Consider the following 11816-nt stretch of genomic DNA (forward strand, 5'->3'; position numbering starts at 1 on the left):
GATGAGTTCATCCGCCGTGGCTCGTCCTTCGTCGTCCCGTCCCGCCCAGCCTGCGCCGCGCCGGGCGCGCTGGCGTGCGCGCCTGCGCCCGCTGCTCATGGCCGCGCCCATCGTCATTCTGCTGGCGGTGATGCTGATTTATCCGGTCGGTCAACTCTTGCTGTTGAGCATTCGCGGCGAGAGCGGCTTCACGCTCGCCGAATATCAGCGCTTGTTCGCCTCGTCGGTGTACGTCGAGGTGTTGCTCATCACACTCAAGGTCTCGCTATACACGACCTTCTTCGCGGTGCTCACGGGCTATCCGATTGCGTATCGGCTCTCGACACTGAGCGGCGCGCGCAAGCAGCGGTTGTTGTTCTGGCTCCTGCTGTCGTTCTGGACGAGTTTTCTCGTGCGTACGTTTGCCTGGGTGGTCCTGCTCGGGCGCAACGGCGTGATCAATCGAACATTGCTCGATCTGGGTCTGATCGATGCGCCGCTCTCGCTGCTCTACAGCTTTCCGGCCGTGTTGATCGGCATGGTGCATGCGCTCATGCCGTTGGCGGTGCTCACCATGCTCTCCGTCATGGAGAACATCGACCGTCGTCTGCCGAGCGCGGCATCGACGCTGGGCGCGCGCCCCGGCACCGTGTTCTGGCGGGTGTATTTCCCCTTGTCGCTGCCGGGCGTGGCCGCCGGCGCGTTGATGGTGTTCGTCACATCGATCGGCTTCTTCATCACGCCGACGCTGCTCGGCGGTCGTCACGACACGATGATTACGCAGCTCATCATCGATCAGGTGATGCAGGCATTGAACTGGGGCTTCGCGGGCGCGATCTCGGTGCTGCTGCTTGCCGTGGTGCTGGTGGTGTTCTTCGTCTACGACCGCCTGGTCGGACTGTCGACGATGGCCGGCGGCGCGGGCGACATCAAGACCGGCAAGCGGCGCGGCGGGTGGAGCCGGGCGCTTGGCGAGAGCGTGCTCTCGGCGCTGGGCAGTGCCACCGATCTGCTGTTGCGTGCGATGCCCCGCCACAAGGGCGAGCAGGGCGATGGGCGCGTGCTGCGCACGATCGTGGTCCTGCTGGTGGTGTTTCTTGCCGCACCGGCCCTGCTCATGATTCCGATGTCGTTCGACTCGGCCTCGGGCCTGGCCTGGCCGCCGAAAGGTTTCTCGCTGCAGTGGTATCAGCAGATCTGGGAGTCGCCGTTGTGGATGCAGGCGGTCACGCGCTCGATGCTTGTCGGCATCGGAGCGGGATTGCTGTCGATGCTGATCGGTACGCCGGCCGCGTTCTTGCTGGTGCGCGGCGGCATGCGCGGCAAGTCGGCGATGCTCGCCTTCGTGCTCGCCCCTATCGTGGTGCCGCGCATGATTCTGGCCGTGGGCGTGTTCTATTTCTTCGCCAAGATCGGGCTGGTGGGCTCCAGCGTCGGGCTGACCCTCGCGCATACCGTCGTGGCCGTGCCGTATGTCGTCATCACGATGATGGCGGTGCTGCGCAACTACGACACGCGCCTCGACCTGGCGGCCTACAGCCTGGGGGCGCGTCCGTGGGCGACGCTGCGCCGCGTGACGTTCCCGATTCTCGGTGCGGGCCTGTTGTCGTCGTTCCTGTTCGCGTTCGCCACGTCGTTCGACGAACTCACGATTGCGCTGTTCACGTCGGGCGGTCTGTCGACCACCCTGCCCAAGCAGTTCTGGGACGAGATCACGATGCAGATCTCGCCGGTGATCGCCGCGGTCTCCCCCTGCCTGTTCCTTTTTATCGCCGCACTCATCTGGGTGGCCGAGCGCTTGCGCCGGCGCAGCCTCGCGACCTGATGCGGTATCCGATTTCACCGAACTCACGATTCACGGACGTTTAACACATGCTTCGCTCTGCACAACTGAAGGGCATTCTGCCGGCGATTCCCACGCCGGTGAACGCCGACGACACGATTCACACCGATGCGGCGCGCGCGCTGATGCGGTATCTGCTGGGGCAGGGCATCGACGGCGTGGTGCCGCTCGGCGGCACCGGCGAGTACGGGGCGCTCTCGCGCGCCGAGCGCGTGCGCATGGCCGAACTCACGGCGCAGGAAGTGAAAGCGCACGGCCGCGACGTGCCGGTGATCGCCGGCGTGCTCGACCCGGGCTATCACGACGCCATCGAAGCCGGTCGCGACTTCGCGGCAGCAGGTGCCGACGGCCTGCTCGTGCTCACCCCGTACTACACCAACCCGACGCAAGCCGGTATCCGCGACTACTTCCTGCGCTATGCCGACGAGTCACCGGTGCCCATCCTGATCTACGAGATTCCCTATCGCACGCGCATCGCGATTGCCCCGGAAGTGCTGCACGAGCTGTCGCACCACGAGAATATCGTGGGCATGAAGGCGTGCAATACCGACATGTGGCATTTCCTGCGCACGATCGCGGGCGTCGATGCGTCGTTCGCCGTGCTGAGCGGCGAAGACACGCTGTTCCCGCTGCATGTGGCCGCGGGCGCGCGAGGCGGCATCGTGGTGACAGCGTCGCTATTGCCGAGCGCATGGCAGCGCATCTACACGCTCGCGTCAGAAGGCCGGACGGCCGACGCGCTTGAGTTGCATCGCTCGCTGATTCCGCTGATGAACCTGGCGTTTGCCGAGACCAACCCGGGGCCGATGAAGTCGGTGATGGACCTGATCGGCGTGGACGCGCCGGCGATGCTCGCCCCGCTGGTGCCGCCGGCACCGGCGCTGTCGGCCCAATTGCGCGAGGAACTGGCCAGGCAACTGGCGATCTTCGAGGGCCGCTGAGGCCGGGCGCGGTCTGGACCTGCCGCCGCTGGCGCGATTTAGCGGCGGAAGGTGGAGATTCGCGACTTCGAGATCGAGGTGGCGGCGACCTGCACGTGCGGCGCGAGTTCGGCCTCAACGCGCTCGCGTGTCCAGCGCGAGGTCGGCACCGAGATGTTGATGGCCGCGACGGCGTATCCATCGTGATCGGTGATAGGGGCGGCGACCGAGATGTCCCCCATCACGGTTTCGCTTTCGACGATGGCATAGCCGCGCCGCGCAGCCGTCTGGATGCGTTCGAGAAGCTTCTTCTCGTCCGTCGTGGTGTATGGCGTCATTGGTTCAAGCGAGGTATTCGCGAGGATTTCCCGTACGCGTGCGTCGGGCAGGCGCGACAGCATGGCGATGCCGGAGGCGGTGAACATTGCCGGCAGGCGGGCGCCGACGACGATGCCGATATTCACGAGATGCTGACCGGGAAAGCGCGCGACGTACACGATCTCGTGGCCGTCCAGCTCCTGCAGGTTGGTCGTCTCGCCAACGCGGCGGAAGATGTCCAGGAGATACGGCGCGGCCTTCTCGACGAGATCGTTCGCGCGAATGTAGTTGTAGGAGAACTGAAGCACCTTGGTGGTCAGACCGTAGGTGCGGGTCTCGGGCACGCGAAACAAATAGCCGAGCACTTCGAGGGTGTGCACGAGCCGTTGCGTCGCGCTGCGATCGAGCCCTGCCGCCTTGGCGATGTCGCCAAGCGTCATATAGCGCGCCGGGCCGTCGAAGGCGTGCAGCACCTGAAACGTCTTTTCGGTGGATCCGACGAAGAGCGACGAGCGGGGCGTCGACGGCGCAGCGTCCGACACGCTGGCGGATTTGGCTGACGCGGTGGCCGGCGCGTCTTCAGTGCGGCCGGATGACCGGGCGGGCAAGCGCGGCATGGAATGTACCAATATGTTCGGATTGTAACGATTGTGATTGTAATGCAATTGTTTGTGTGCAAGTGACGAATTACCGGGAGAGCGCGTCGTTGGGCGAGGAATGAGGCTGCGTGGCGAGCGCCACGGGGGAACATGAGAATAGGGGGAGCAATGCACGCGTTTTCCTGCGTGGAGGATTACCGTCGGGCTGCCCGGCGTCGTCTGGCGAAGCTGGCGTTCGATTACCTGGAGGGCGGGGCGGAAGACGGCGACGCGCTGCGTCGCAACCGCGATGCGTTCGCACAGTGGGGCTTTGCGCCGCGCGTGATGATCGATACGTCGCAATGTTCGAGTGCGACGACGTTCTGGGGGCGTGACGCCGCCGCCCCCATGGCCGTGGGGCCGACCGGACTCAACGGGTTGTTCTGGCCACGTGCCGATGAGCGGCTTGCCCGCGCGGCGGCCGACGCCGGGCTGCCGTTCGTGTTGTCGACGGCGTCGACGTCGCTGCTGGAAGACGTTCGCGCGGCGGTGCCCGATGGCGAGATGTGGCTCCAGCTCTATGTGCAGCAAGACCGGCGTATTGCCGAGAGCATGATGCGCCGCGCGCGTGAGGCGGGTTTCCGCACGCTGCTGCTGACGGTCGACACGCCGGTGCATGGCAAGCGCGATCACGACACGCGCAACGGCTTCAAACTGCCGTTGCGCATGACGCCGCGGCTCATCGCCGACTGCATGCGGCACCCGCACTGGAGCTGGCAGATGCTGGCCCACGGCGCGCCGCAACTGCGCAACATCGCCAGGAGTGTGGGCGAGCGTGCCGATCTGGCCCGTCACGCGGCAGTGCTGAGCCGTCAGATGGACCTGTCGCTCGGTTGGGACGATCTGGCCTGGGTGCGCCGCCACTGGCCCGGTGAAGTGCTCGTCAAGGGGATCCAGACGGTGGAGGACGCCCGACTGGCGCAGGCGCACGGCGCGGATGGCATCGTCGTGTCCAATCACGGCGGGCGACAACTGGGCAGCACGCTTGCGCCGCTCGAGGCGCTGCCGCCGATCGTCGAGGCATTGAGCGCTCGCGGGCCCGCGATGGCCGTGTTTCTCGATGGTGGCGTGCGGCGCGGCGCCGACGTGGCCAAGGCCGTTGCGCTGGGAGCCAAGGGGGTGTTGCTCGGCCGTGCGCCGCTGTACGGCGTGGCGGCATGCGGCGGCGAGGGCGTGGCCGGGGTGCTCGCGCTGTTGCTGGGCGAGTTGCGCACGACGATGCAACTGCTGGGCTGTGCAAACATGGGCGACGTCACGTCGCAGCGACTGGTCCGGCTGCCGTCAATACAGGCGAATCAGGCAAACCCGCTATAATGTTCCGCGCCCGATTGCCGTCGGGCGGCGTGGCATCCGGCGGGTTGGCGGGCGTGCACGCCGTGCGGCGGCGTGCCCCTTTTCAAACACAGGAATGCCATCATGAGCTTCAACCACGTGCCTGCCGGCAAGGACATCCCCAACGATTTCAACGTCATCATCGAGATCCCGGCGCAAAGCGACCCGGTGAAGTACGAGGCGGACAAGGAACTGGGCCTGCTGGTCGTCGACCGCTTCATCGGTACGGGCATGCGTTACCCGGCCAATTACGGTTTCATTCCGCAAACGCTGTCCGGTGACGGCGACCCCGTCGATGCGCTGGTCGTCACGCCGTTCCCGCTGCTGGCTGGCTCGATCGTGCGCTGCCGCGCGCTGGGTCTGCTCAACATGACCGACGAGTCGGGTGTTGACGCGAAGCTGGTGGTCGTGCCGGTCGACAAGATCTGCCCGATGACGGCGCACATGAAGTCGATCGACGACGTGCCGGGTTACCTGAAGGACCAGATCAAGCACTTCTTCGAGAACTACAAGGCGCTCGAGAAGGGCAAGTGGGTGAAGATCGAAGGCTGGGAAGGCATCGAAGCCGCCCACAAGGAAATCGTTGACGGCGTGGCCAACGCCAAGAAGTAAGCGATTTTCGCCTGCGGCGTCGCTCGTCGACGCCAGAGAAGCCCGGCCGTGTGCCGGGCTTTTTTGTTGCCCGCTGAAAGCCTCGCCAAGTTCGGCGACAATGGCTACCAGTTCCATGGATCAATGCCGACGGCCGCGATGTCGGCTCGCAGGTTCGCAGACGAGGTGAGCGGTGAGCAGCGACGTAGTCATCCGTGTAGTGCAATCGATTGAAGACGTGCCGGCCGACGCGTGGAATGCGCTCGCGCGCGGCAACCCGTTCGTGCAGCACGCGTTCCTGCATGCGATGCATACGAGCGGGTGCGCGTCGAAGCGCACCGGCTGGCAGCCGGCCTATTTGCTCATGCAGGCCGGCGACAGCCTCGTGGGCGCCATGCCGCTCTATGTCAAATCACATTCGCGCGGCGAGTACGTGTTCGATCACGCGTGGGCCGAGGCGTTTGCGCGTCATGGCCTGAACTACTACCCGAAGCTGCTGTGCGCGGTGCCGTTCTCGCCCGTGACGGGGCCGCGCCTGCTGGCGCGCACCCACGCCGACCGGGTCGCGCTCGCGCGCGGCGCGATCGCGTTCGCGAAGCAGCTCGAGTTGTCGTCGATTCACGTGCTGTTCGCGCACGACGACGATCTGGCGGCGCTCACCGAGGCGGGCTATGCGCTGCGTGAAGGCGTGCAGTTCCATTGGGAGAACCCTGGCGTCGCCTCGTTCGACGACTTCCTCGCGCAGATGAATCAGGAAAAGCGCAAGAAGCTCAAACAGGATCGCCGGCGTGTGCGCGATGCCGGGGTAACGTACCGGTGGCTGCGCGGTGCCGACATCGACGAAGCCGCGCTCGATTTCTTCTATCAGTGCTATGACAACACCTATCGAGAGCACTGGAATGCGCCGTATCTGACCCGCGCCTTCTTTGGCCAGTGGCATGCGGCGATGCCCGACACGCTGCTGCTCGTCGTGGCCGAGCGCGAGGGCGAGCCGTTGGCGTGCGCGCTCAACGTGGTGAGCGGCGACACGATGTACGGGCGGTACTGGGGCACGACAGCGTTCGTCTCTGGCATGCACTTCGAGACGTGCTACGCGCAGGGCATCGAGTATTGCATCGCGCATGGATTACGCAGCTTCGAGGGCGGGGCACAGGGGGTACACAAGATGTCGCGAGGCCTGCTGCCCACACCTACCTGGTCGGCCCACTGGATTGCCGATGCACGCTTCGCCGACGCCATTGCCGAGTTTCTCGACGCGGAGACCTCGGCGATGGACGAGCATATCGGTGAGCTGGAGGCCCATACGCCGTTCAAACGCTCGGCGTCCTGACGCCGTAGCGACGCGGGTGCGCGCCGGGCAGGGCAGCGTCGCGCGTAATATACTGGCGATTCTCACGTCCGCCGCTCGCGTCGGGCGGGCGTCGGCCCCTAGCCGCTTCGCCTGCCGGCGTATCGGCTCAGGGACGATGCCTCGTAGCCGCCGACATGACCAACCGATTTCTCAATCTCTACAATCACGATTTCGCGCGTGTGGCCGTCGGAGTGCCGCAATGCCGTGTCGCCGATCCTGCCTACAACGCCGCGCAGACCATTGCCCTCGCGAAGCAGGCCGATGCCGCGGGCGCCGCGCTCGTCGCCTTCCCCGAACTCGGTATCCCCGCCTATAGCTGCGAAGACCTGTTCCAGCAACGTGCATTGCTCGACGCCTGCAACGTGGCGCTGGCCGACATCGTGGCGGCGAGCCGCGAACTGGGCGCCGCACTGATCGTCGGCATGCCGGTGCGCGTGCAGCAACGCTTGTTCAACTGCGCAGTGGTTGTCGCGCGCGGACGCGTGCATGGGGTGGTTCCCAAGACCTACCTGCCGAACTACAGCGAGTTCTACGAAGCGCGTCAGTTCAACGCGGCCGATGACGCGGGCGTCGACACGGTGATGCTGCTCGGCAATGAGGTGCCGTTCGGCGCGCTCGTCTTCGAGGCTGCCGACCAGCCGTTGCTGCGCTTTCACTGCGAGATTTGCGAGGACGTCTGGGTGCCCGTGCCGCCGTCGTCGTTTGCCGCACTGGCGGGCGCGACGGTACTCGTCAACCTGTCGGCATCCAACGTCGTCGTCGGCAAGTCGGCGTATCGCCATCAACTGGTCGGACAACAGTCGGCGCGATGCCTCGCGGCGTATCTGTATACGTCGGCCGGGCAGGGCGAATCGACGACCGATCTCGCGTGGGATGGCCAGGCGCTCATCTATGAAAACGGCGACCTGCTGGCCGAGTCGGCGCGCTTCGCCAGTGAATCGCACCTGATTTATGCGGACGTTGATCTGGAGCGGCTCGCGCGCGAGCGTATGCATCAGACGACGTTCGGGGTGTCGGTGCGCCGCCATGCCGACGAGGTGGCGCGCTTCCGCACGATCAAGGTCGACGTCGCGATGCCGCGCAATGCCGAGCTGCCGCTCGCGCGGGCCATTGAACGCTTCCCGTACGTGCCGTCCGACCCGCGCCGCCGCGACGAGCGTTGCCACGAGGTCTACAACATCCAGGTGCAGGCGCTGATGCAGCGTCTGGCCGCGTCGAAGATTCAGAAGGTCGTGATCGGGGTGTCCGGTGGCCTGGATTCGACGCATGCGCTGCTCGTGTGCGCGAAGGTCATGGATCGGCTCGGGCTGCCACGCGCGAACATCCTGGCCTACACCATGCCCGGTTTCGCCACGAGCGAGCGAACGCTGCGCCAGGCGCGCGAGCTGATGGCGGCGGTCGGCTGCACGGCGCGTGAGATCGACATCCGCCCGAGTTGCATGCAGATGCTGGCAGACCTCGACCATCCGTTTTCTCGGGGTGAGGAAGTCTACGACGTCACGTTCGAGAACGTGCAGGCCGGCGAGCGTACCAATCATCTGTTCAGGCTCGCGAATCACCTCGGGGCGATCGTGATCGGCACCGGCGATCTGAGCGAACTGGCGCTGGGGTGGTGCACGTACGGCGTTGGCGACCATATGTCGCACTACAACGTGAACGCCAGCGTGCCCAAGACGCTCATCATGCACCTCGTGCGATGGGTGGCGGAAACCGGGCAGTTGGGCGGCGCGGCGTCGGCCAAGCCCGCGAGCAAGACAGGCAAGGACGCCGAATCGCGTCGCAACGTGCTCATCGATATCCTGGAGACCGAAATCAGCCCGGAACTCGTACCGGGCAAGGCCAACGGCGCGCCGGAACAGCGCACCGAGCATTTCATCGGTCCCTATGAGTTGCAGGACTTCAATCTCTACTACACGCTGCGTTTCGGCTACGCGCCACGCAAGGTGGCGTTTCTGTCGTGGAGCGCGTGGCACGACGCGTCGACGGGACGCTGGCCTGACGAGGGACACGTCGCGCATCACGCTTACGATCTGGTGGCGATCAAGCGAAACCTGCGCATTTTCCTGGATCGGTTCTTCCGCACCAGTCAGTTCAAGCGGTCGTGCATTCCGAACGCGCCAAAGGTCGGCACGGGCGGGTCGCTTTCACCGCGCGGCGACTGGCGGGCACCGAGCGATTCGGAGTCGGTGGTGTGGCTCGCTGACCTGGACACCGTGCCCGACGACCCGCATGCCTGAGCCTACTGTGATCGGCGCGCCTTGCGCGGACCGGTACAATAGCCCGGCGAATTCTCAGAACAATCCAACCAAGATATCGAGGCGACAATGAAACGCGTAACTGCCATCATCAAACCCTTCAAGCTCGACGAAGTCCGCGAAGCGCTGGCCGAAGTCGGCGTGACCGGCCTGACCGTCACGGAAGTGAAGGGCTTCGGCCGTCAAAAGGGTCACACGGAACTGTATCGCGGCGCCGAATACGTGGTCGACTTCCTGCCGAAGATCAAGATCGAAGTGGTGGTCGGCTCGGCACAGGCCGATCAGGTCATTGACGCGGTACTGGGCGCGGCGCGCACCGGAAAGATCGGTGACGGCAAGATCTTTGTGACCGATGTCGAGCGCGTGATCCGCATTCGTACGGGCGAAGAGGGCGAGCAAGCGGTCTGACGCCGGTTCGGGCGTCGTCGCGAGGTTGCGGCGGCGAGCGGGGCGAGACGCAAAGGGCTGGACGGAGGAGGGCGACGACTGCGCAGGCGGCGTCGCCCTTCGGCGTTCATGGCGCTTGATGCCGCTTAATGCTGCTTAATGCCGCGATGACGGCTAGGTGACGGCGATGTCGCTTGCCACGGTGCGATGCCTACAGCGGCATGCGACGTGGTGTCTGCGGCGCGCGTTCGCGCAAGACGTCGCGCGCCCGGGCGCGTGTGGACTACCCGCGCGGCGCTCGCGTCTGCGCACCCTGGAGCAGGACGACCAACGCGCCACTGCCGCCATCGCGTCCTTGGGCTTGCGCCCAGGCCAGCACTTGGTCCTTTTGCGCCAGCCAGCCGCGGACCTTGTCCTTGAGTACCGGTTCGCGGTTCACCGAACCGAGTCCCTTGCCGTGGATTACGCGCACGCAACGCAGTCCGCGCTTCACGGCGTCGTTCAGGAAGGCGGACAGCGCCTCGCGGGCTTCGTCGCGACGCATGCCATGCAAGTCGATCTGCGCCTGAACTACCCATTCGCCGCGCTGCAGCTTGAGCAGGGCGTCGTGACTGATGCCGGGGCGGCGATAGGACAGGCGATCGTCGGTGTCGAGCAGGGCTTCGGGGTCGAACTCGTCCGACAGCGACTCGTGCAGGACGGCCGCTTCGTCTTCCTGCGTCTGACGGGCCACCGGCTCGGGCGGCTGGCGCGGATGCTCCACGCGATCGGTCGCGCCCTTGCGCGCGATCGGGGCGATGTCGCCCACGCTGTCGCGGAACACGTTGGCGTCGCGCTTGGCTTGCGCAGCGCGTTTGGCTGCGGCCAGGCGTTCGGCTTCGCGCGCGGCCGAATCCTTGGCGATCGCGTCGCGCAGGCCGGCGAGATCGCCGAGGCCGAGTCTGGGAGGCTTCTTGCTCATGGTCGTGCGAACAAGGACGGTGGGAGATCAAACGACAACGGCGCCCCCAGCGTGTGAAATTTCACGTGGCGAGGGCGCCGTCGCAGGTCATTCAGCGGTTACTGGTCGAGGTTTTCGAGGTAACGCTGGGCGTCGAGCGCGGCCATGCAGCCCGTGCCGGCGCTGGTAATGGCTTGACGGTAGACGTGATCCTGCACGTCGCCTGCCGCGAACACGCCCGGCACGCTGGTGGCCGTGGCGTTGCCGTTCAGGCCGCTGTGCGTGACGATGTAGCCGTTCTTCATCTCGAGCTGCCCTTCGAAGATGTCGGTGTTCGGCTTGTGGCCAATGGCGATGAACACGCCATGCAGCGCGATGGCTTCGCTGGCGCCGGTCTTCACGTTCTTGATGCGAATGCCGGTCACGCCCGAGTCGTCGCCGGTGACTTCGTCGAGCACAGTGTCGTACTTGAGTTCGACTGCGCCTTGCTTGGCCTTTTCCAGCAGACGGTCGATCAGGATCGGCTCGGCGCGGAACTTGTCGCGACGATGGATCACGGTGACCTTGCTGGCGATGTTCGAGAGGTACAGCGCTTCCTCGACGGCCGTATTGCCGCCGCCGACCACGCAGACTTCCTTGCCCTTGTAGAAGAACCCGTCGCACGTGGCGCAGGCCGACACGCCGCGGCCGGAGAAGGCGTCTTCCGACGGCAGGCCGAGATATTGTGCCGAGGCACCCGTGGCGATGATCAGGGCATCGGCGGTGTATTCGCCGGAATCGCCGATCAGACGCAGCGGACGCTCATTCAGATGCACCGTGTGAATGTGATCGAAGATCATCTCGGTGTTGAAGTGCTCGGCGTGGGCCTGCATGCGCGCCATGAGTTCGGGGCCTTGCACGCCGGTCGGGTCGCCGGGCCAGTTCTCGACATCCGTCGTGGTCATCAACTGGCCGCCCTGGGCGATGCCTGTGATCAGCACGGGCTTGAGGTTGGCGCGCGCGGCATAGACGGCGGCGCTGTAACCGGCGGGGCCGGAACCGAGAATCAGGACTTTGGCGTGCTTGGCAACGGACATGAACGAGGACTCACCGGAAAGGGATGGGGGCTGGCGCCCGATCCGATCCTGCACCGCGATGGCGCGGCGCGGGGATTGGCGCAAACCGCCATTATAAGGGGCCGACGTCGTTTCGTTGATCGAGTCTTGCAATCGACGCGATAGCACGCGCGCCACCGGAGTGTGACGGGTGAGCGCCCGGTCGCG

General features: G+C 65.5%; 10 protein-coding genes. 7 read left to right on the plus strand and 3 right to left on the minus strand.

Annotation, left to right across the window (positions count from 1 at the left end; translation table 11 throughout):
* Nucleotides 1–97: 97 nt before the first annotated feature.
* Together A985_RS0121145 and A985_RS0121150 are read left to right on the plus strand one after the other, a co-directional pair.
* A complete protein-coding gene (locus A985_RS0121145; RefSeq protein WP_017235369.1) occupies nt 98–1804 on the plus strand; it encodes an ABC transporter permease subunit in 1707 nt (568 codons plus the stop codon).
* 47 nt (nt 1805–1851) lie between these two features.
* Nucleotides 1852–2763, plus strand: a complete 912-nt coding sequence (locus A985_RS0121150) for a dihydrodipicolinate synthase family protein (protein ID WP_017235370.1) — start codon at nt 1852–1854, stop codon at nt 2761–2763.
* 38 nt (nt 2764–2801) lie between these two features.
* Here A985_RS0121150 and A985_RS0121155 read toward each other — a convergent pair whose 3' ends face one another.
* The gene (locus tag A985_RS0121155; protein WP_017235371.1) at nt 2802–3677 is read right to left on the minus strand and encodes an IclR family transcriptional regulator; all 876 of its coding nucleotides are present in this window, start codon (nt 3675–3677) and stop codon (nt 2802–2804) included.
* Between the two features lie 150 nt (nt 3678–3827).
* Between A985_RS0121155 and A985_RS0121160 the strand changes: the two genes are divergently transcribed.
* The 5 genes from A985_RS0121160 (at nt 3828) to A985_RS0121180 (ending at nt 9635) form a co-directional block, all read left to right on the plus strand.
* Nucleotides 3828–5012, plus strand: coding sequence for an alpha-hydroxy acid oxidase (locus A985_RS0121160; protein WP_017235372.1), 1185 nt, complete (start codon nt 3828–3830; stop codon nt 5010–5012).
* Nucleotides 5013–5114: 102 nt separating this feature from the next.
* A complete protein-coding gene (ppa, locus tag A985_RS0121165) occupies nt 5115–5642 on the plus strand; it encodes an inorganic diphosphatase (protein ID WP_017235373.1) in 528 nt (175 codons plus the stop codon).
* 172 nt (nt 5643–5814) lie between these two features.
* A complete protein-coding gene (locus A985_RS0121170) occupies nt 5815–6951 on the plus strand; it encodes a GNAT family N-acetyltransferase (RefSeq protein ID WP_026132245.1) in 1137 nt (378 codons plus the stop codon).
* 155 nt (nt 6952–7106) lie between these two features.
* The gene (locus A985_RS0121175) at nt 7107–9209 is read left to right on the plus strand and encodes an NAD(+) synthase (RefSeq protein WP_017235375.1); all 2103 of its coding nucleotides are present in this window, start codon (nt 7107–7109) and stop codon (nt 9207–9209) included.
* Between the two features lie 87 nt (nt 9210–9296).
* Nucleotides 9297–9635 (plus strand): P-II family nitrogen regulator, encoded by a 339-nt coding sequence (locus tag A985_RS0121180; protein ID WP_017235376.1) that lies wholly within the window; start codon nt 9297–9299, stop codon nt 9633–9635.
* A gap of 262 nt (nt 9636–9897) precedes the next feature.
* On the opposite strand, the gene A985_RS26535 is transcribed toward A985_RS0121180, so the two are convergent.
* Both A985_RS26535 and trxB read right to left on the minus strand, forming a co-directional pair.
* Nucleotides 9898–10575, minus strand: a complete 678-nt coding sequence (locus A985_RS26535; RefSeq protein WP_017235377.1) for a Smr/MutS family protein — start codon at nt 10573–10575, stop codon at nt 9898–9900.
* Nucleotides 10576–10673: 98 nt separating this feature from the next.
* Nucleotides 10674–11630 carry a thioredoxin-disulfide reductase gene (gene trxB, locus A985_RS0121190; protein ID WP_026132246.1) on the minus strand — a complete coding sequence of 319 codons (957 nt, stop codon included), beginning with the start codon at nt 11628–11630 and terminating at the stop codon, nt 10674–10676.
* Nucleotides 11631–11816 lie beyond the last annotated feature (186 nt).

The sequence above is a fragment of the Pandoraea sp. B-6 genome (assembly GCF_000282835.1).
Classification (GTDB): Bacteria; Pseudomonadota; Gammaproteobacteria; order Burkholderiales; family Burkholderiaceae; genus Pandoraea; species Pandoraea cepalis.

What these genes read in the sequence shown, in the direction of transcription:
- A985_RS0121150 (WP_017235370.1), top strand. Translation starts at nt 1,852, where the DNA reads ATGCTTCGCTCTGCACAACTGAAGGGCATTCTGCCGGCGATTCCCACG.
- ppa (WP_017235373.1), top strand. Translation starts at nt 5,115, where the DNA reads ATGAGCTTCAACCACGTGCCTGCCGGCAAGGACATCCCCAACGATTTC.
- A985_RS0121180 (WP_017235376.1), top strand. Translation starts at nt 9,297, where the DNA reads ATGAAACGCGTAACTGCCATCATCAAACCCTTCAAGCTCGACGAAGTC.
- A985_RS26535 (WP_017235377.1), bottom strand. Translation starts at nt 10,575, where the DNA reads ATGAGCAAGAAGCCTCCCAGACTCGGCCTCGGCGATCTCGCCGGCCTG.
- A985_RS0121155 (WP_017235371.1), bottom strand. Translation starts at nt 3,677, where the DNA reads ATGCCGCGCTTGCCCGCCCGGTCATCCGGCCGCACTGAAGACGCGCCG.
- A985_RS0121145 (WP_017235369.1), top strand. Translation starts at nt 98, where the DNA reads ATGGCCGCGCCCATCGTCATTCTGCTGGCGGTGATGCTGATTTATCCG.
- A985_RS0121175 (WP_017235375.1), top strand. Translation starts at nt 7,107, where the DNA reads ATGACCAACCGATTTCTCAATCTCTACAATCACGATTTCGCGCGTGTG.
- trxB (WP_026132246.1), bottom strand. Translation starts at nt 11,630, where the DNA reads ATGTCCGTTGCCAAGCACGCCAAAGTCCTGATTCTCGGTTCCGGCCCC.
- A985_RS0121160 (WP_017235372.1), top strand. Translation starts at nt 3,828, where the DNA reads ATGCACGCGTTTTCCTGCGTGGAGGATTACCGTCGGGCTGCCCGGCGT.